This is a genomic window from Neotabrizicola shimadae (assembly GCF_019623905.1).
Taxonomy (GTDB): Bacteria; Pseudomonadota; Alphaproteobacteria; order Rhodobacterales; family Rhodobacteraceae; genus Neotabrizicola; species Neotabrizicola shimadae.
In genome coordinates, this window is sequence record NZ_CP069370.1 from 1,823,825 (window position 1) to 1,840,443 (window position 16,619).

Consider the following 16,619-nt stretch of genomic DNA (forward strand, 5'->3'; position numbering starts at 1 on the left):
GCCTGAACATCAGATCAGCCCGGCCCCGCGGAACATCGCCTTCAGGTCGCTTTCCGGCCGCGCGCCGAAATGGCTGATGACCTCGGCCGCGGCGATGCAGCCCATGCGGCCGGCGACCTTCAGGCTCTGCCCCGTCGCCATGCCATACAGGAACCCGGCGGCAAACTGATCGCCCGCGCCCGTGGCATCCACCGGCACCACGCGGTGCACCGGCACCTCGACCCGTTCCTCGCCGCGCAGGATCACCACATCCGCGCCCGACCGCGTGCAGACCACCAGCCCGCAGTCGCGCCTGGCATGGGACAGCGCCTCCTCCAGATCCGTGGTCTGGTAGAGCGATTCCCATTCGTGCTGGTTGCCGATGACGTAATCCATTTCCTCCTTCACCAGCCGGCGGAAGTCATGGCGGTGGCGGTCCACGCAGAACGGGTCGGAAAGCGCGATCCCGGCCTTGCCGCCGCCCCTGTGGCAGTCGCGCGCAGCCTTCTGGAACGCCGCCTTGCCCTTGTCCTTGTCGAACAGGTAGCCCTCCAGAAACAGCCAGTCCGTGCTGCCCGCCACATCTTCTGCAACATCGTCCGGCGAGATCTCGGCCGAGATGCCAAGGTAGGTGTTCATCGACCGCTCGCCGTCGGGCGTGACGAAGATCATCGACCGCGAGGTGGGCAGGTCGGCCCCGGCAACCGGCGGATTGGGGAAATCGGTGCCCTCCAGAACCAGCGATTTGGCATAGAACCGGCCAAGCGCATCGTCGCGCACCCGGCCGATGAAGGCGGTCTTCAGGCCCAGGTTGCCCAAGCCCGCCACGGTGTTGCCGACCGATCCGCCCGGCGCCTCGGTCCGTTCGCGCATCGCGCCATACAGCGTCTCGGCGCGCTCGCGCTCCACCAGTTGCATGATCCCCTTGGTGATCCCCATGAGGTCAAGGAACGTCTCCTCGGTCTGGGACAGCACGTCCACGATGGCATTGCCGATGCCGACCACCTGATACCGGGTCATGCGTCTTCCTTCTGATCGTACAGGCACCAGTCCCGGATCGGGCAGATGCCGCATTTGGGTTTGCGCGCCACGCAGATATACCGTCCATGCAGGATCAGCCAGTGATGCGCGTGTTGCAGGAACTCGGCCGGCACATTGTCCTCGATGGCGCGTTCCACCGCGCCCTCGTCCTTGCCCGGCGCAATGCCGGTGCGGTTGCCGACGCGGAAGATATGGGTATCCACCGCCTGCGCCGGCTGGTGGAACCACATGTTCAACACCACATTCGCCGTCTTGCGCCCCACGCCCGGCAGCGACATCAGCGCCGCGCGGGAAGAGGGCACCTCGCCGCCATACTCATCAATCAGGATGCGGCTAAGCTTGATGACGTTCTTCGCCTTGTTGCGAAAAAGGCCGATGGTCTTGATCTTCTCGATCAGACCCTCCTCACCAAGCGCCAGCATCTTTTCCGGCGTGTCGGCAACGGGGAACAGCCCGCGCGTCGCCTTGTTCACCCCAACATCCGTCGCCTGCGCCGAAAGGGCCACGGCAACCAGAAGGGTGAAAGCGTTCACATGCTCCAACTCTCCCTTCGGTTCGGGCTCGATCTCCCGCAGGCGGGAAAAGATGGCCTTCATCTGGGCATAGGGAAGCTGTCGCGTCATGCCCCTTTCCTGCCAGCAGGGGCGCCGCCCTTCAAGCAAGTTCCGGGTCGCGGGGGGCGGCCGCTCCGCCTATCATCGCGGTCAAGGAGAGCCTGCCCATGACCGATGCCGTCCCCTACCACTACGCCCTGATAGGCCGCGCGCTGAAGATCATCGACGAGGCCGGACCCGGCCTGTCGCTGGACGACCTCGCCGCCCGGCTGAACATGAGCCCCGCGCATTTCCAGCGCACCTTTTCGCAATGGGTGGGGGTCAGCCCCAAGCGATACCAGCAATACCTGACGCTGGACCTGGCCAAGCGCCTGCTGGCCGAACGCTTCACCACGCTCGACACCGCGCTGAACACCGGCCTTTCCGGCCCAGGCCGCCTGCACGACCTCTTCGTCACATGGGAGGCGATGTCGCCCGGCGACTATGCCCGCGGCGGCGAGGGTCTGACGATCTTCTGGGGCTGGTTCGAAAGCCCCTTCGGCCCTGCCCTGGTGATGGGCACCGACCGCGGCATCTGCGGCATCGGCTTCGCCGCAGAAACTGGTGAGGAGGCCGCGCTGGAAGACCTGGTGTCGCGCTGGCCCAAGGCCCGCTTCGTCGAAGACCCGATGATGCTGCGGCCCTGGGTTCTGGCGGCCTTCGGCGCCGGTCCCGGCCAGAACGCCGATGCGCCGCTCTACCTCATCGGCGCGCCCTTCCAGATCAAGGTCTGGGAGGCCCTGCTCGCCATCCCCTCGGGCCATGTCACCACCTATTCCGAAATCGCCGGCGCCATCGGCCACCCCAAGGCGGTGCGCGCGGTGGGAACCGCGGTGGGCCGCAACCCGATCAGCTTGCTGATCCCCTGCCACCGCGCCATCCGCCGCGACGGGGCGCTTGGAGGCTATCATTGGGGCCTGCCGGTCAAGCGCGCCATCCTCGCCTGGGAAACCGCCCGCGAAGATGCGCGCCCGGACATGCGCACCGGGACGTGATGCGCGAGATCCTGCCGCAGCCCGCCCCGCTCTGGCCCCTGCGGGCCGCGGCCTGCTATAAGGGCGCGGACCCGGACCACCGGGCAGCAACCGCAGGCAACACCATGACCTATCGCATTCCCCTCACGCTCTCCCTCTGCTCCGTGCTCGCCCTGTCGGCCTGTGTCAGCCCCGACACGCCGCCCGGCCAGAACGCCCGCACCGGCGCCATCACGGGCGCCGTGCTCGGCGCGGCCGTTGGCGCCGCAACCGGCAACGGCGGCAAGGAACAGGCCACCCGCGCCGTCGTAGGCGGCATCATCGGCGCCGCAACCGGCGGCGCCATCGGTGCCACGCTCGACCGCCAGGCCGCCGAACTGCGCGCCTCGCTCGCCAACCCGAACATCTCGGTCACCAACATGGGCGACCATCTGGTCGTGAACATGCCGCAGGACCTGCTGTTCGCCACCGACAGCGCCTCGCTGAACGCCGCACTGGTGCGCGACATCCAGGCCGTGGGAACCAACCTCGCCGCCTATCCCAACCAGCGGATCGAGGTCATCGGCCACACCGACAACACCGGCACCGCCGCCTGGAACGCCGACCTGTCGCTGCGCCGCGCCACCTCGGTCGCCCAGGTCCTGATCGGCGCCGGCGTCCCGGCCAGCCGCGTCAGCACCCGCGGCATGGGCGAGGATCAGCCCGTCGCCTCGAACCTCACGCCGGAAGGCCGCGCGCAGAACCGCCGCGTCGAAATCCTGATCTGGCCGGCGAAGTAAGCCCCGGCCAACAGGCGGGCGCCTCGCGCCCGCCGTCCCCGCAAACGCAAAGACCCGGCCGCAAGGCCGGGTCTTTTCACTGGGTCTTCGCGAAGGCTCAGTGCAGCTTGGCCGCCACCTGGTCGATGGCCGTGTCGATCGAGGCCGAAGCCCCCTCGGCGGTCATCTGCTTGGACAGCACGTCACCCGCCGCCGCCACCGCCACCGCAATGGCGCGCTCGCGCACTTCGCGGATCGCCGAAGCCTCGGCCGCCGCGATCTGGTCCTCGGCCGCCGCAAGCCGCCGCGCGATCGAGACCTTCAGGTCTTCCTTCGCCTGGGCCGCCGCCGCCTCCGCCTCTTCGCGGGCCGAAGCCACGATGCGGGCCGACTGCTCCTGCACTTCCTTCTGCTTCTTCTCATAGGAAGACAGCAGCGCACGGGCCTCCTCGCGCAGCGCCTTGGCCTCGTCCAGCTCGGCCTTGATCTGTGCCGCGCGACCATCCAGCATCGCGCCGACCTTGGCCGGCGCCTTGGCCCAGATGATGATGCCGACGAACAGAAGGAAGGCCAGCGTCACGACGAAGTTGGTGTTCCACAGCGAGAAGAACGGTCCCCCCGCCGCCAGCGCCGGCGTTGCCGCCAGCGAGGCCAGAACGATCAGCCGGATCATCATGCCTTCCCCCTCACACGCGCATTGACAGCGCCGGCGATCGACCGGGCATCGACCTGCCCGCCAAGCGCCACCACCAGTTCACGCGCCGTGTCGCGCGCCACGGCCGTCACCGCATCCGCGGCACCATCGCGGATCTCGGCAATGCGGCCCTCGGATTCCTTGGCCTTGGCCTGGATCGCCACATCCGCCTCGGCGGTCGCCGCGTTCAGGTCGGCCTGAATCTCCGCCTTGGCCTGCGCCACGATCTTCGCCGCTTCGGTGCGGGCCTTGGCCAGCGCCTCGTTGTAGGCGCGCTCGGCGTCCACGGCCTTCTGCTTCAGCTCTTCCGCCGCCGCGAGGTCATTGGTGATCACGCCCTTGCGCTCCGCCAGGATCGACCCGATCCGCGGCAGCGCCACGCGCGTCAGCACCAGGTAGATCACGACAAGCGTCACCACCAGCCAGAAGATCTGGTTGGGGAAGGTCGAAAAGTCGAGCTGGGGCATCCCCGCTTCGACCGCATGGGCCACATCTTCTGCGCCCTGAACGACCTCTGGATTCGTCGTAGTCATCGTCGTCCTCCGTCGGACCCTTCAAGACATCCGGGAATGCCGCACAGGGCGACATTCCCGGCCGTAAGGAGCTTCCGTCGGGATCAGACTGCGAACATCAGCAGCAGGGCGACGAGGAAGGCGAAGATGCCAAGGGCTTCGGCGAAGGCCAGGCCGATGAACAGGGTCGCGGTTTGCGAACCGGCGGCCGAAGGGTTGCGCAGGGCGCCGGCCAGGAAGTTGCCGGCAACGTTGCCCACACCGATGGCGGCAGCGCCCGAGCCGATGGCGGCAAGACCAGCACCGATGAACTTGCCCAGAGCGGCAGCGGCGACGATTTCCATGGGTATTCTCCTTACAATGGAAGCGTTCGTTTCAGGGGAACCGGCGTCAGTGACCCGGATGCAGCGCATCCTTGAGGTAGACGCAGGTCAGGATGGTGAAGACATAGGCCTGGATCCCGGCAACCAGGAACTCAAGGCCATAGATCGCGGCAATCGCCAGGACCGAAATCGGGGTCACCACGATGCCGATGCCCGACAGCAGGATCATCGGCGCGAAGGCGGCGAACACCTTCATCACCGCGTGGCCCGCCATGATGTTGCCGGCAAGACGGATCGAGTGGCTGACGGGGCGCACGAAGTACGAGATGACTTCGATCACCGCGATCACCGGGCGCAGGATCAGGGGCGAGTCCTTCATCCAGAACAGGCCCAGGAAATGCGCGCCGTGCTTGTAAAAGCCCAGAAGCGTGACGGCGATGAACACGCCAAAGCCCAGAACCGCGGTCACGGCGATATGGGTGGTGGGGGTGAAGGACCCAGGGATCAGCCCGAGGTAGTTCACGAACAGGATGAACAGGAACAGCGTGAAGATGTAGGGAAAGTACTTCACGCCGTCATGGCCGGCGACATCCTCGACCATCTTGTAGATGAAGCCGTAGATCAGCTCGGCGACCGACTGGATGCGCGTCGGGATGATGGCGCGACCACGGGTGCCGAACACGAACAGAAGCACGATGCAGATCGCGGCCAGCGCCATCCACAGCGTCGCGTTGGTCGGCGTGTACCAGCTGATGGTCTCGCCCCCGAACAGGGGATGGATCTTGAACTGGTCCAGCGGGTGGAACACCAGTCCGCCGCCTTCGTGAGCCTCACCCGCCATGCTTCGCCTCTCCGTTCTGGCCGGCGTCAGCTGCCGACCGTCGTTCCTGCACTTCCCTTGCCGACCGGAGCATCGTCTTCACGCCCGCGGCAAAGCCCGCCAAAATGAACAGCACCAGAAAGACGGGCTTAGTGCCGAACAGCGTGTCCAGCCCGTATCCGATGCCGAAGCCGATCACGATCCCCGCGACCAGCTCGATCACCATGCGCCAGGCAAGCTGCGCCTGGCTGTAGTCGTTCTCCTGGTGCGCCGTTTCCGGCTCTATCCCCTTGGCGGCGGCGATCCGCTTCTCAAGCGCCTCAAGCCGCGCCCGGTCCGCGTCTTCGTCCATGGCCAGGGGCCCCCTCGAACTTCGCCGGCAACCTAAGTGTCACAGGGAATTGAGTCAACCGCGCATTTGGCCGGCAGGGCGCCGGATAACTCATTGTAATATAAGTGATTTCAGATTTTCCGGGGCGCACACTGCGCACCCGTTCCGGCCGCTTGCGGCAGCGCGGCATATTCAACCATCCGGTTGATGATCGCTCCGGTTGACGATCATCGGCCCACCCCGCATCCTTGGCCCATGTCCCATGCGCTCGATGCCGTGTTCTCCGCCTTGGCCGACCCGACCCGGCGGCGCATCCTCACGCTGCTTCTGGAAGACGACATGGCCGTCACCGATGTGGCCGAACCGTTCCAGATGTCGCTGGCCGCGATTTCCAAGCACCTTCAGGTGCTGGCCGAGGCTGGGCTCATCACCCAGGAACGCCGCGGCCGCGTGAAATGGTGCAAGCTCGAACCCGATGCGCTGCGCGCCGCCTCGGTCTGGATGCAGGGTTTCGGCCAGTTCGACCCCGTCGACCTCGATGCCTTTGAACGCTTCCTCGCAGGCGAGTTGCAGGACGATGCGCCGGATGACGCGCCCTCCCCTGCCCCCGCCGGCTGAAAGGCGCCCGCCGTCTTGCGCGGGCCGAAACACCGGCATCCCCTGCAAGAATTAACGAATATCCATTACTTGATTTGTATCATGGCCGTCTGCCTCTTTCGTGGGCATTACCTGATTGCACAGCAACAGGAGCCAGCCATGAAACTCGTGACCGCACTTCTTCTAGGCTGTCTCGCCACACCGGCGCTGGCGCAGGACAGCGGTTGGGATTTCCGGACCACGCTCTATCTCTGGTTCCCCGGCATGTCGGCCACCGTCGACACCCCCGAAGGAACCGTCTCCTCCGATCTCAGCCCGACCGATGCGCTCTCGAACCTCGACATGGGGTTCATGGGCAGCGTCGGGGCACAGAATGGCAATGTGATCCTGTGGGGCGACCTGCTCTACACCGATCTCGGGGCCTCGGAAGACACGCCGCATGGCATGTTGTGGGATCAGGTCCGCATCGAGCAGAAGCTGACAGCCGTCACCGGCTACGCGCTTTATGACATTGCGCGGGAACCCGATGTTCAGTTCGGACTTGGCGCAGGCTTCCGGTACTTCAACCTGTCGGCCGATACGGTGCTGACCGGCGGGTCGCAGCCACGGGTCGAAAACTCCCTGTCCGACAGTTGGTGGGTGCCCGTGCTGGCGGCTCAGTTCTACAAGCCGATCGACGATCACTGGTTCGTGGACGGTCTGATTGACTGGGGCATGGCTGGCAGCGACACCGAAACCTGGCAGGGCTATGCAGGCGTGGGCTACCGCTTCAACGAAACCTGGTCCACCCAGATCGGCTATCGCTACATGAACTTCAGCCAGACCTTCGAAGGCCGGGCCATCGACACCGACCTCAGCGGCATCCTGGCCGGCGTGACCATCTCGTTCTGACGCCAGATACCTTCCCGCCCGCGCCGGTTGGCGCGGGCGGTGGTGTCAGCTGTGGGAATTGGCCCCGGCTCCGAAGGATGCGGCGCATGGCAGGCGGGGGACAACTTGGCTTGGACAATTCTTAAGTCCAAGTTAAAGCGCGCGCTCAAACCATTGAAATCATTTGCATCGAGAAAGCGTCCGAGCTCGGACGCCCCCTCAGGCCCCCGCCACGACCTCGGCCGCCGCCCTCAGGCCGCCCTCGCCATGGGGGATGCCCAGGGCGATCATCCCCGCCTCCATCACCGCCAGCGCCCCCAGGGTCATGTGGGCATTGACATGGCCCATATGGGCCACCCTCAGGAACCCGTCCGCGCCGGGATCCTCGGCCGAGTTCATCCCCAGCCCGATGCCCAGGGTCACCCCGGCCCTGGTCTCCGTCCACTCCCTCAGCCGGGTCGCATGGGGCGCCCCCATCAGCACCGAGGTCACCGCCCTGCCCCGCTGGCCCGGATCGGCCACGTTCAGCCGGATCGCCGGGTTGCCTGCCCCCCAGCCCTCGACCGCCGCCCAGACCGCCCGCGCCAGCCGCTCGTGCCGCGCCCAGACCGCCGGCAGCCCCTCCTCGCGCAGGATCATGGTCAGCGCCTCGCGCAGGCCATACAGGTGGTGGGTCGGGGCCGTGCCATGGAACAGCTGCCAGAACTCCTCCGCCTCGGCCCGCGGCCCCCAGTTCCAGTGCGGCGTCCGCAGGTCCGCCCCCCGGCACCGCTCCGCCGCCCTGGGCGAGAACCAAAGGAACGCCAGCCCCGGCGGTGTCATCAGCCCCTTCTGGCTGGCCGCCACCGTGACATCCACCCCCCAGTCATCCATCCGGTACTCGTCGCAGCCCAGAGACGCGATGCAGTCCACCGCCAACAGGGCCGGATGCCCCGCCGCATCCATCGCCGCCCGGATCGCCGGCACATCGGCCCGCACCGTCGAGGCCGTGTCCACATGGCAGACCAGCACCGCCTTGATCTCACCCGCCCGGTCCTCGCGCAGCCGCGCCTCGACCCGCGCCGGGTCGGCGGCGGCGGAGCGGCCGAAGTCCATCACCTCGACCTCGACCCCAAGCCCGCGCGCCGCATTGGCCCAGGACAGGCCGAACTGCCCCGAGGCCAGCACCAGCGCCTTCTCGCCCCGGCTGAAGAGGTTGGTGATCGCCGCCTCCCACCCGGCATGACCATTGCCGATATAGATCGCCACATGCCCTGCGGTGCCCGCCACCTCGCGCAGGTCGGGCCGGATCGTTTCCACCATGTCGGGCAAGGCTCCGGCATAGATGTTCGGTGAGGGCCGGTGCATCGCGGCCAGCACCCGGTCGGGCATCACCGACGGACCGGGAATGGCAAGGTAGGGGCGACCGCGGTCGAGGCTCATGAGGTTCTCCTGTCCAACCCGCCAGAGTCTGGCCCGCCTTGGCTACGTCCCACCCGCGGCAGGGTCAACGCCCGCGGAGCAGTTGCCGTCGGCCGTACTTTGGGCGAAGCTGTCCGTCCCTTCGGTTCGGGAACAGAGGCGCGCATGACGGGCGAAGCGGCAGAGGGCCGGGTAGTGGTGGACTTGTCCGGCAAGGACGTGCTGCCCTTCCTGCAGGGTCTGGTCACCAACGACGTCCTGCCGCTGGCGAAGGGCCCCGGGCTTGTGTGGGCCGCGCTGTTGACGCCGCAGGGCAAGTATCTGGCCGATTTCTTCGTGGGCCACTTGCCGGACGGACGCATGATCCTGGACTTGCCGGCCCCCCTTGCCGACGCCACGCTGAAACGGCTGACGATGTATCGCCTGCGGGCGGACGTGAGGATGGCGCCGACGGACCTGCAGGTCGGCCGCGGCATCGACGACGCACCCGAGGGCGCCTTGCCCGATCCGCGGCACCCCGGTTTGGGCTGGCGCCTTTACGGAAACGCGCCCGGCGGGCCGGAAACGACAGACTGGGATGCGATCCGCGTGGCCCATGTCATCCCCGAAAGCGGGATCGAACTGCTGCCTGAGGACGCCTATATCCTTGAAGCCGGGTTCGAACGGCTGCACGGCGTGGACTTCCGCAAGGGTTGTTATGTCGGCCAGGAGGTCACCGCGCGCATGAAGCACAAGACCGAGTTGCGCAAGGGTCTGGTGCGCGTCCTGGTCGAGGGACAGGCGGTGCCTGGCAGCACGGTCCTTTCGGGCGAGCGCGACGTTGGACGGCTTTTCACCACGGCAGGTGGTCGCGGCATTGCTCATCTGCGGCTGGACAGGGCTGAGGGGGTCATGCAGGCAGGCTCGGCCGTGGTGCGGCTGGACCCGGACTGGCCCGAGGCGGCGCGCGGCTGAGGCCAGTACATTCACGCAAAGGTCAAGGTTGCGACGTGGCGTTCCATGTCAAAACTGCGACAAATGCTTGATTTGTTCTGTAAGTGTCCCATATATGGGCGGTTCGCTGTTACTGCGCCGACAAGATACGGTGGTTGTTGCTTTCCACCCATGCAGGCGCCGCATGGCAGGCATGACGAAGAAGAAACCCCGAATCGTCCGGCAACGGGTAGGTTCGGCGGACGCCCGAAAACACAAGACCGAGACGACAAGGACGACGAGATGGCTGATTTCGTTGATAGCACCGCTTTCAACTACGAGCAGGGGCAGCGTGCGCGTAAACTGTTTGCGGCCGTCGTGCTGGCTGCATTGGACGACGCGATCGCTGACGACAAGAAGTATGGCAACGGCCCCGAGCAGATCGCCCGGTGGGCGCGGTCCCGTGATGGGCGCGAGGTCCTGTCCTGTGCCGGGATCGACCCGAACGAGCGCGTGGTCAAGGGCCTGATGGAATTCGTTTCGAAGGGTGTCCGCACCTCGGTCGCGCTGTCGCGCGAAGAGAGCGAGCGCCGCCATGCGCTGGAGCAGGCCGAGGCCGCTTGATCCCGTAGCTTTGCCGAACCATAAGGCGCGCCCCAGCCGGGGCGCGTTTCGTTTTGGTCAGAGCGCAAGGTGTTTCGGATCAGGTCTGACGTTCAGTCCAGATTGCGCACGGCCATAGACCGCGCGATTTCCTGGTGCACGAGCTTGCGAATGTTTCGCGTGATGCGCTCGCCAAGCGGACCTGCCAGTTCTTCGCGAAGCACGTCGCGCACGATTTCTCGCAGTCTCGCCTCGTCCATCAGGGCGGCCTCCGGCGATTCGATCATTTCGTCGTAATCATCGGCCTGCATCGGCTCGGGTCGTGCCATACCTTCGAGTTCGGCCCGGGCAGCCGCCTCGGCCGCATCCGACCACGCGCTGTCGCGCGGAGGGGTAATGGTGTCTTCTGGCTGCTGGATCTCGGCCATCGGCGCAGGCTGTTCCGCCGCGAGCGGCGCCGGTTCCATTTGCGCCCAGGCGGGCGACTCGTGGCGAAAGGAGGCCAGATCATCTTTGTAGATGAAAACGTCCGGGTCGGGCAGAACCTCGGGTTCCGGCTCCTGCTCCTTGACCGGCTGGATCGGTAGACCAAGACGCAAGCGGCCGCCATGGTGCGGGGCGGCAGCACGCGCTGCTGGCATGACCTGGGTTTCGAGGCGCAGCGGCGACGGGTCGCCGGTTTCGGACTCCCATTCCGGTGTGCGGTCCTTCAGTGCCCGGCTAAGGGCAGCGACCACCATGTCAACGCGTGGCTCGGGCGGAACCACAGGCTCGGGCGTCAGGACAGGCCGTGCACCCGCCGGCTCCGGGATCACCCGTTGCGCCGGTGTCAGAAGAAGCTTGCCAGGTTCGGAGGCATCGCCATCGCGCTGTGCCGGACGAAGATCTTCAGTGACCAGCCGGCGGATCGAGACAAGCACATCTTCGATATCGCGCGATGTCATCTGTTCCGACATGGAGTCCCCGATCATCCTGCCCCCCTCAGACAGTAGCGCCGAGGCCGGCGTGGCACAAGATTTGGACGAGCGCCGGGCGGTCTCAGGGCTGCTGTATGGTCTTCAGGATACGATCGAGCTTTTTTCCCTGCGGACTTGACGTCGGCGCGCGGCGAACCGCGTTGTAATAGGCCGCTGGATCATAGACCGGCACGTTCAGCTTCAGGTGATCGACAGTCAGCAGACCCATCGAGGCAAGCAGGTTATACGCCGCGACATAGCGCTCGGCCTCGGCCTGAAGCCGCGCGAAGCGGGCGTCCAGCAGGTCCTGTTCGGCATCCAGAACGTCGATGGTCGTGCGGGCGCCAAGGTTGGCTTCTTCCCTCATGCCCTCGAATGCGATCTGGGCCGCATCGACCTGCTTGACCGTTGCAGCGATGTTGGCACCCGAAACGGAAAGCTGGGACCAGGCATCGCCCACGTCCTGTTTGATTTCGACACCCACCTGCAAGAGATTGGAATCGGCGGCATCCAGTTGGGCGAGCGCCGCGCGGTAGGCGGCCGAAAGGCCACCGCCGCCATAGAGCGTCTGATTGAATTCGAAGTTGAACGTTGCGCTGCCCCCATCGAAGTTCAGATCGGCATCGTCATTGGCGGCCGTGAATTCGCTGCCGCCAAGGCGCAAGGTTCCAACCAGCTCGGGACCGAGTTCGGCACGAGCGCCTTCAACTGCAAGCCGTGCCACCGTCGCCTCGCGCTGCGCCTGACGCACCGCGGGATGCGTCCGCAGGGCGACGGCCTCGGCGTCTGCTTGCGAACTGGCGGTCTGCGGCATCGGTGGCGTCCGGTCCAGCTCGCCGGGATAGTGCCCGACAGCGGCCTTGTAAGCTTCGCGAGCGACGAGAAGATCGCCCTCGGCGGAAGACAGGCCGGCCTGAGCCTGGGCAAGCTGGGCCTCGGCAAGGGCCACGTCGGTGCGGGTGACCTCGCCCACTTCGAAGCGGTCCTGCGTGGCTTTCAATTCCTCGGACAGGAGGCGGACGTTGTTCTCGCGGATGGCGACGACTTCCTGGTTCACGCGGACCTGAATGTAGGCGCGCACGGCGGACAGAAGGACCTGCTGTTCGATCTGCAGCAAAGCCTCGCGTGTGGCGAGCACGGTTTCCTTTGCGCTTTCAACGCCGATGGCGTTACGGCCGAAGTCGTACAGCGTTGCCTGAGCGACAATGGCATAGGTCGCGGTCAGGTCGCTCCAGTTGTTGTCGAAGCTGCGGCCGTCCGCATAGAGGGTGCGATCGGTCGTTGCATTCGCAACGAACTGGACGATCGGCCTGAGCTGCGCCACGGCTGCGGCAACGCCCTCGTCTGCCGCGCGGAGCAGTGCTTCGTTCTGGTCGAGGAGGTTCGAGTTCTTGTAGGCCGATATCAGGGCATCGCCGAGGGATTCCGCCCAGGCGGCCGGGGCCTGCATCCCCGCTGTCAGCGACAGTGCCACCACTACCCGTTTCACGAAGTGCATTCTGCTCGCCCTTTGTTGTGTCCTTGCCGCCGGTTCCGGCAGCTGTCTTAGAGTGCGAAGGCCCGACGTTTTGCGAAGCCCGGCAGGACCGGGGCCGCAGCGTTGAATACGAAGCGCCATGTGATGACACCGTCGATCTTGTAGCCGACGCGCGCTTCGCCAAGAGCCCCTTCCATGAAGATCGCGGCGATGCGGCCGCCTTCCTTCAATTGGGCGAGCAGCGTGGCGGGCACCTCCTCGACGGCGCCTTCGATGGCGATCACGTCGAAGGGTCCGTGCTTGGCCGAGCCGGCCGCCAGCGGCCCACCGATCACGGCGGCATTATCCACGGATTCCGCCGAAAGCCGGGCCTGCGCCTCGGCAACCATGGCTTCGTCTTCTTCCACCGCAACGACGGCTTCTGCCAGACGCGCGATCACCGCAGTCGAATAGCCAAGGCCACAGCCCACATCGAGCACCAGTTCCACCGGCTGAACATCAAGGGCGTCAAGGATCTTGGCGAGCGTGCGCGGATCCAGAACCACGCGACCAGGGGCCAGTTCGACATGCTCTCCGACATAGGCGGCTTCGCGCTGCGACTCGGGCACGAAAACCTCGCGCGGGATTGTCAGCATCGCATCGATGATGGGAAACTTGGTCACGTCCGATGGGCGCACCTGCGTATCGACCATGGTGATGCGGCGGTGACGGAAGTCGGTCATGTCTGAACTCGTCAGTCTAGTTCCTGCTTGAATCGTCTTGCCATAACAATCCGGCACGGGCAACCGGCGGCTGCGCCGCACATGGGATCATCGCAAGATTTCCGCCGGCCGTGGCACCTCTGCCCCCGTATAGCCCTCTCGGGATACAGATACCTGACGCTCAGGCGGGGCGAAGCGGAAGCCCGCCGTGCCGTTCCAGAAAATGCACGACTTCGTCCACCCCGTGCCGGTGGCGAAGCCGCGCCATGACATAGGGTCGCGCTCCACGGGCGCGGCGGGTGTCGTCTTCCAGAAGCGTCACGTCGACCCCGACATGCGGGGCAAGGTCGATCTTGTTCACGACGAGGAGGTCCGAGCGCGTGACGCCGGGACCACGCTTGCGGGGGATGTCCTGCCCGGCCGCGGTGTCGATGACATAGATGGTCAGGTCGGCGAGTTCTGGCGAAAAGGTGGCGGCAAGGTTGTCACCTCCGCTTTCGATCAGGATCAGGTCCAGGTCGGGATGCGCGCGGTTCAACTCGGCCACGGCGGCCAGGTTGATGGAAGCATCTTCGCGGATCGCCGTGTGCGGGCAGCCTCCGGTTTCGACCCCGCGGATCCGGTCGGCGGGCAGCACCTGGGCGCGCAAGAGGTAGTCCGCATCCTCGCGCGTGTAGATGTCGTTGGTGATGACCGCCATGGAACAGCGGGCGGCCAGCGCGCGCGACAGCTGTTCGGTCAGGGTGGTCTTGCCGGCGCCAACGGGGCCGCCGATGCCGACGCGGAGGGGGCCATTGCCCTTCATGTGCGAAAAATCCTTACATCCATGGTTTCGTGCCGCATAGCGGCCAGATCGGCGCCAAGTGCTACGCTGCCCAGGTCGGCCTCGCCTGCCTCGACACATTCGGCGGCCAATGCCTCGATCAGCGGGTGCAGCGCCGCCAGAACCGCCTGGCCCTCGGTCTGGCCAAGCGGCAGGAAGCGGATGCCGACCGAAACGAGGTTGGCAATAAAGGCGTGCAGGTAGAGCGCGATCACCTGCTCGCGTGGCAGGTCCAGCATTCGGGCGGCCTCGCCCACAGCAACGGGAAGGACGCGCGGGGGCAAGTCTCGGCCAGAGATGCCAGCCACGGTCCGGGCGAAAGCACGGCCCTGGTCCAGCGTTTCTGTCAGCCGCTCTGCCGAAGGACAAAGCGCCCGAGCCAGACCGTCCAGAGCCGCGTGATCGGCGCCGTCCCGCAGCGCGAGAGACAGAAGGATGGCATCCTGCCGACCAGACCCGAAGCGCAGGATGTCCGACAGCCAATCACGCAGCGAGTCTGCACCCTTCAGCCCGCCTTCGGCAATCATCCATTCCAACCCGTGCGAATAGGCGAACCCCCCTGTCGGGAAGGCCGGCGACAGCCATTGCGTCAGGGTCAGCAGGCCTGGGACGGAATTCATGCCTCGGGCTCGTCCGCCTCGTCATCGTCGCTGCGATTGTGGGCGGAATGGTGGTGAAGGCGACCGTGGCCGTGGCCATGATCGTGCCCCATGGTGCGCCCGTGACCATAGGCCCCGCCCTCGGGGGTGAAGGGTTCGCTCGACCGTACCACCGTCGCGCCCAGTTGGAGCAGCATGGCCTCCAGCACGTGATCCTGTCGGATCAGCAGACGGTCGGGCTCGATCTGGCAAGGGGTGTGACGGTTGCCGATGTGCCAGGCCAGTCTTGGAAGATCGCCCGTGACAACCAGGATCGGCTCCTCGGCAGCGATCACTTCGACCAGCCGACCGTCGGCCAGCTGCAGCGCATCGCCCTGATCCAGGCTGGTGGTTTCAGGCAAATCCACAAGGAAACCCTCGGCATGAACCGTCTCGAGACGCTTCCGACGCAGGAAACGCTCGTCATAGCTCAACACCACCAAGTCATAGGCACCCGACCAGGTGCCGCGGTGCAGGACGGCGCGGGCGGACGGCAGGTCTTGGTCATGCTCATGGGGGTGGTCATGATGGTCGTGGTGATCGTGCGGCATCCTGGGCCTCTTGCAGGGCTTATTGGGGCGCGCGCAGCGCCTTCAGGTCCAAACGGGTATCGATCCCCGTGCGGTGATCAGTATAGCGGGTTTCCAGCCCCAGTCCGAGTTCTGGGAAGTAGTCCCACCTCCGGGTGAAATGAGCGGTGTCACCCACGAAAGTCGCCTCGACAGGGATCATGCGATACTTGCAGCCAGAAAGGGTGACGGTCTGTTCGGACTGATAGGAATAGGTCACCTGATAATCGGCCCGCGACTTCACTGGCCGGGCCGGTGGTACCGCCTCGGTTTCGGCGACGATGGAGAGGCGCGTCTTCCAGGCTTCCCCCGCCTGCGGCGCCTTCTGACGGCCCGCGCGACGGAATATGGTCTCTGTCGCGGGCGTTCCGGGCGGACCCAGCCGGTCCAGCGCCTTCTGTGTGAAGATGCCGTACTTTGCCTCGACCCGGTCTATGCGGTTTGCATCCCCAAGCGCATAGTCGATGCGCAGGACATCGCGTGGCCCACGGACGGCAGAGCCCGTCCGGCCATCGGCGCGGGTGAACATGACGCCCGAGTCCAGCGACGCCTCGGTCAGGCATTCTGCGCCGACCGGCGTGGACGCCAGAAGGGCGAGGAGCAGGGACAGTCGCAGCATGGGACTCACTGTGTTGGGTGCCGGTCGACATTGGTCGAAAGCCGATCCTTTCGCAATCGCCGCGCATCCCTGACAGGCAATGCCACCCTCATGCGGGAAGCGACGCCCCGGAACGCCAGCCGAACAGGTCGCGGAACAGCCAGCGGGGGAGCTCGCCCCGGTTGAGACCCATGCCGTGAAGCGCGGCATCCGGCAAGGCATAGAGCCGGGCGAACTCCCGTTCCCGGCAAAGCCTTTGACGGGACAAGTTGAAGCCCGGAGCCTCGGTGCACAAGAACAGGTCAAGCGCCGCGGCGGCCTCGGGCGAAAGCGGCGAATTGGCGGGGATCAAGCGTGTCGCGGCGGGCATGGTTGCCTCCGGGTTGCGATCCTCCCTTCAGACAGGGTGGTGCGACTCGGCTCGGCCTGTCCAGCCCCCTTGCTGCGGC

The 16,619-nt window shown here is 66.0% G+C and carries 22 protein-coding genes; 6 read left to right on the top strand and 16 right to left on the bottom strand.

Annotation, left to right across the window (positions count from 1 at the left end):
- Positions 1 to 9 precede the first annotated feature (9 nt).
- Together JO391_RS08740 and nth are read right to left on the bottom strand one after the other, a co-directional pair.
- The gene (locus tag JO391_RS08740; protein WP_220664156.1) at positions 10 to 999 is read right to left on the bottom strand and encodes an adenosine kinase; all 990 of its coding nucleotides are present in this window, start codon (positions 997 to 999) and stop codon (positions 10 to 12) included.
- Positions 996 to 1,643 (bottom strand): endonuclease III, encoded by a 648-nt coding sequence (gene nth, locus JO391_RS08745; RefSeq protein ID WP_220664158.1) that lies wholly within the window; start codon positions 1,641 to 1,643, stop codon positions 996 to 998. The genes JO391_RS08740 and nth overlap by 4 nt, the downstream gene beginning before the upstream one ends.
- A 98-nt stretch (positions 1,644 to 1,741) precedes the next feature.
- Between nth and JO391_RS08750 the strand changes: the two genes are divergently transcribed.
- Complete coding sequence (locus JO391_RS08750; RefSeq protein ID WP_220664160.1) at positions 1,742 to 2,608, top strand: methylated-DNA--[protein]-cysteine S-methyltransferase; 867 nt, start codon at positions 1,742 to 1,744, stop codon at positions 2,606 to 2,608.
- Positions 2,609 to 2,712: 104 nt separating this feature from the next.
- Positions 2,713 to 3,366, top strand: a complete 654-nt coding sequence (locus JO391_RS08755) for a YiaD family glycine zipper/OmpA-like lipoprotein (protein ID WP_220664500.1) — start codon at positions 2,713 to 2,715, stop codon at positions 3,364 to 3,366.
- A gap of 97 nt (positions 3,367 to 3,463) precedes the next feature.
- Here the strand turns inward: JO391_RS08755 and JO391_RS08760 are convergent, their stop codons facing one another.
- The 5 genes from JO391_RS08760 to JO391_RS08780 form a co-directional block, all read right to left on the bottom strand.
- Positions 3,464 to 4,018, bottom strand: coding sequence for a F0F1 ATP synthase subunit B (locus JO391_RS08760; RefSeq protein WP_220664501.1), 555 nt, complete (start codon positions 4,016 to 4,018; stop codon positions 3,464 to 3,466).
- Complete coding sequence (locus JO391_RS08765) at positions 4,018 to 4,572, bottom strand: F0F1 ATP synthase subunit B' (protein WP_220664162.1); 555 nt, start codon at positions 4,570 to 4,572, stop codon at positions 4,018 to 4,020. The genes JO391_RS08760 and JO391_RS08765 overlap by 1 nt, the downstream gene beginning before the upstream one ends.
- A gap of 83 nt (positions 4,573 to 4,655) precedes the next feature.
- Positions 4,656 to 4,895 (bottom strand): F0F1 ATP synthase subunit C, encoded by a 240-nt coding sequence (locus JO391_RS08770; protein ID WP_220664163.1) that lies wholly within the window; start codon positions 4,893 to 4,895, stop codon positions 4,656 to 4,658.
- A gap of 46 nt (positions 4,896 to 4,941) precedes the next feature.
- A complete protein-coding gene (locus JO391_RS08775) occupies positions 4,942 to 5,715 on the bottom strand; it encodes a F0F1 ATP synthase subunit A (RefSeq protein ID WP_220664164.1) in 774 nt (257 codons plus the stop codon).
- Positions 5,705 to 6,046, bottom strand: a complete 342-nt coding sequence (locus tag JO391_RS08780) for an AtpZ/AtpI family protein (protein ID WP_220664165.1) — start codon at positions 6,044 to 6,046, stop codon at positions 5,705 to 5,707. Before JO391_RS08780 ends, JO391_RS08775 begins: the two co-directional genes overlap by 11 nt.
- A 234-nt stretch (positions 6,047 to 6,280) precedes the next feature.
- Here JO391_RS08780 and JO391_RS08785 point away from each other — a divergent pair, with 234 nt between their 5' ends.
- Together JO391_RS08785 and JO391_RS08790 are read left to right on the top strand one after the other, a co-directional pair.
- A complete protein-coding gene (locus JO391_RS08785) occupies positions 6,281 to 6,643 on the top strand; it encodes an ArsR/SmtB family transcription factor (RefSeq protein ID WP_220664166.1) in 363 nt (120 codons plus the stop codon).
- A 138-nt stretch (positions 6,644 to 6,781) separates the two neighbouring features.
- Entirely contained in the window at positions 6,782 to 7,513 is a 732-nt protein-coding gene (locus tag JO391_RS08790) for a porin family protein (protein ID WP_220664167.1), read from the top strand.
- A 198-nt stretch (positions 7,514 to 7,711) separates the two neighbouring features.
- On the opposite strand, the gene JO391_RS08795 is transcribed toward JO391_RS08790, so the two are convergent.
- Positions 7,712 to 8,914: a pyridoxal-phosphate-dependent aminotransferase family protein gene (locus JO391_RS08795; protein WP_220664168.1), complete on the bottom strand. Its 1,203-nt coding sequence runs from the start codon at positions 8,912 to 8,914 to the stop codon at positions 7,712 to 7,714.
- 144 nt (positions 8,915 to 9,058) lie between these two features.
- On the opposite strand from JO391_RS08795, the gene ygfZ reads away from it, so the two are divergent.
- Both ygfZ and JO391_RS08805 read left to right on the top strand, forming a co-directional pair.
- Positions 9,059 to 9,847, top strand: a complete 789-nt coding sequence (gene ygfZ / locus JO391_RS08800) for a CAF17-like 4Fe-4S cluster assembly/insertion protein YgfZ (RefSeq protein ID WP_220664169.1) — start codon at positions 9,059 to 9,061, stop codon at positions 9,845 to 9,847.
- Between the two features lie 261 nt (positions 9,848 to 10,108).
- Positions 10,109 to 10,429, top strand: coding sequence for a DUF6280 family protein (locus JO391_RS08805; RefSeq protein WP_220664170.1), 321 nt, complete (start codon positions 10,109 to 10,111; stop codon positions 10,427 to 10,429).
- Positions 10,430 to 10,521: 92 nt separating this feature from the next.
- On the opposite strand, the gene JO391_RS08810 is transcribed toward JO391_RS08805, so the two are convergent.
- From JO391_RS08810 to JO391_RS08845, 8 genes are all read right to left on the bottom strand, one after another.
- Complete coding sequence (locus JO391_RS08810; RefSeq protein ID WP_220664171.1) at positions 10,522 to 11,379, bottom strand: hypothetical protein; 858 nt, start codon at positions 11,377 to 11,379, stop codon at positions 10,522 to 10,524.
- A gap of 67 nt (positions 11,380 to 11,446) precedes the next feature.
- Positions 11,447 to 12,862 carry a TolC family outer membrane protein gene (locus JO391_RS08815; RefSeq protein WP_220664172.1) on the bottom strand — a complete coding sequence of 472 codons (1,416 nt, stop codon included), beginning with the start codon at positions 12,860 to 12,862 and terminating at the stop codon, positions 11,447 to 11,449.
- A 47-nt stretch (positions 12,863 to 12,909) separates the two neighbouring features.
- Positions 12,910 to 13,563 carry a protein-L-isoaspartate O-methyltransferase family protein gene (locus JO391_RS08820; protein WP_220664173.1) on the bottom strand — a complete coding sequence of 218 codons (654 nt, stop codon included), beginning with the start codon at positions 13,561 to 13,563 and terminating at the stop codon, positions 12,910 to 12,912.
- A 160-nt stretch (positions 13,564 to 13,723) separates the two neighbouring features.
- Entirely contained in the window at positions 13,724 to 14,347 is a 624-nt protein-coding gene (ureG, locus tag JO391_RS08825; protein WP_220664174.1) for an urease accessory protein UreG, read from the bottom strand.
- Complete coding sequence (locus JO391_RS08830) at positions 14,344 to 14,985, bottom strand: urease accessory protein UreF (RefSeq protein WP_220664175.1); 642 nt, start codon at positions 14,983 to 14,985, stop codon at positions 14,344 to 14,346. The genes ureG and JO391_RS08830 overlap by 4 nt, the downstream gene beginning before the upstream one ends.
- On the bottom strand, positions 14,982 to 15,554 hold the full coding sequence (ureE, locus tag JO391_RS08835) for an urease accessory protein UreE (RefSeq protein WP_220664176.1): 573 nt from the start codon (positions 15,552 to 15,554) through the stop codon (positions 14,982 to 14,984). Before ureE ends, JO391_RS08830 begins: the two co-directional genes overlap by 4 nt.
- Before the next feature lie 19 nt (positions 15,555 to 15,573).
- Positions 15,574 to 16,191 (bottom strand): hypothetical protein, encoded by a 618-nt coding sequence (locus tag JO391_RS08840; RefSeq protein ID WP_220664177.1) that lies wholly within the window; start codon positions 16,189 to 16,191, stop codon positions 15,574 to 15,576.
- Positions 16,192 to 16,279: 88 nt separating this feature from the next.
- A complete protein-coding gene (locus JO391_RS08845; protein ID WP_220664178.1) occupies positions 16,280 to 16,540 on the bottom strand; it encodes a hypothetical protein in 261 nt (86 codons plus the stop codon).
- Positions 16,541 to 16,619: the final 79 nt, after the last annotated feature.

Excerpts from the sequence above, each read along its gene's own strand:
- JO391_RS08740 (WP_220664156.1), bottom strand. The coding sequence starts at position 999 with ATGACCCGGTATCAGGTGGTCGGCATCGGCAATGCCATCGTGGACGTG.
- nth (WP_220664158.1), bottom strand. The coding sequence starts at position 1,643 with ATGACGCGACAGCTTCCCTATGCCCAGATGAAGGCCATCTTTTCCCGC.
- JO391_RS08750 (WP_220664160.1), top strand. The coding sequence starts at position 1,742 with ATGACCGATGCCGTCCCCTACCACTACGCCCTGATAGGCCGCGCGCTG.
- JO391_RS08755 (WP_220664500.1), top strand. The coding sequence starts at position 2,713 with ATGACCTATCGCATTCCCCTCACGCTCTCCCTCTGCTCCGTGCTCGCC.
- JO391_RS08760 (WP_220664501.1), bottom strand. The coding sequence starts at position 4,018 with ATGATCCGGCTGATCGTTCTGGCCTCGCTGGCGGCAACGCCGGCGCTG.
- JO391_RS08765 (WP_220664162.1), bottom strand. The coding sequence starts at position 4,572 with ATGACTACGACGAATCCAGAGGTCGTTCAGGGCGCAGAAGATGTGGCC.
- JO391_RS08770 (WP_220664163.1), bottom strand. The coding sequence starts at position 4,895 with ATGGAAATCGTCGCCGCTGCCGCTCTGGGCAAGTTCATCGGTGCTGGT.
- JO391_RS08775 (WP_220664164.1), bottom strand. The coding sequence starts at position 5,715 with ATGGCGGGTGAGGCTCACGAAGGCGGCGGACTGGTGTTCCACCCGCTG.
- JO391_RS08780 (WP_220664165.1), bottom strand. The coding sequence starts at position 6,046 with ATGGACGAAGACGCGGACCGGGCGCGGCTTGAGGCGCTTGAGAAGCGG.
- JO391_RS08785 (WP_220664166.1), top strand. The coding sequence starts at position 6,281 with ATGTCCCATGCGCTCGATGCCGTGTTCTCCGCCTTGGCCGACCCGACC.
- JO391_RS08790 (WP_220664167.1), top strand. The coding sequence starts at position 6,782 with ATGAAACTCGTGACCGCACTTCTTCTAGGCTGTCTCGCCACACCGGCG.
- JO391_RS08795 (WP_220664168.1), bottom strand. The coding sequence starts at position 8,914 with ATGAGCCTCGACCGCGGTCGCCCCTACCTTGCCATTCCCGGTCCGTCG.
- ygfZ (WP_220664169.1), top strand. The coding sequence starts at position 9,059 with ATGACGGGCGAAGCGGCAGAGGGCCGGGTAGTGGTGGACTTGTCCGGC.
- JO391_RS08805 (WP_220664170.1), top strand. The coding sequence starts at position 10,109 with ATGGCTGATTTCGTTGATAGCACCGCTTTCAACTACGAGCAGGGGCAG.
- JO391_RS08810 (WP_220664171.1), bottom strand. The coding sequence starts at position 11,379 with ATGATCGGGGACTCCATGTCGGAACAGATGACATCGCGCGATATCGAA.
- JO391_RS08815 (WP_220664172.1), bottom strand. The coding sequence starts at position 12,862 with ATGCACTTCGTGAAACGGGTAGTGGTGGCACTGTCGCTGACAGCGGGG.
- JO391_RS08820 (WP_220664173.1), bottom strand. The coding sequence starts at position 13,563 with ATGACCGACTTCCGTCACCGCCGCATCACCATGGTCGATACGCAGGTG.
- ureG (WP_220664174.1), bottom strand. The coding sequence starts at position 14,347 with ATGAAGGGCAATGGCCCCCTCCGCGTCGGCATCGGCGGCCCCGTTGGC.
- JO391_RS08830 (WP_220664175.1), bottom strand. The coding sequence starts at position 14,985 with ATGAATTCCGTCCCAGGCCTGCTGACCCTGACGCAATGGCTGTCGCCG.
- ureE (WP_220664176.1), bottom strand. The coding sequence starts at position 15,554 with ATGCCGCACGATCACCACGACCATCATGACCACCCCCATGAGCATGAC.
- JO391_RS08840 (WP_220664177.1), bottom strand. The coding sequence starts at position 16,191 with ATGCTGCGACTGTCCCTGCTCCTCGCCCTTCTGGCGTCCACGCCGGTC.
- JO391_RS08845 (WP_220664178.1), bottom strand. The coding sequence starts at position 16,540 with ATGCCCGCCGCGACACGCTTGATCCCCGCCAATTCGCCGCTTTCGCCC.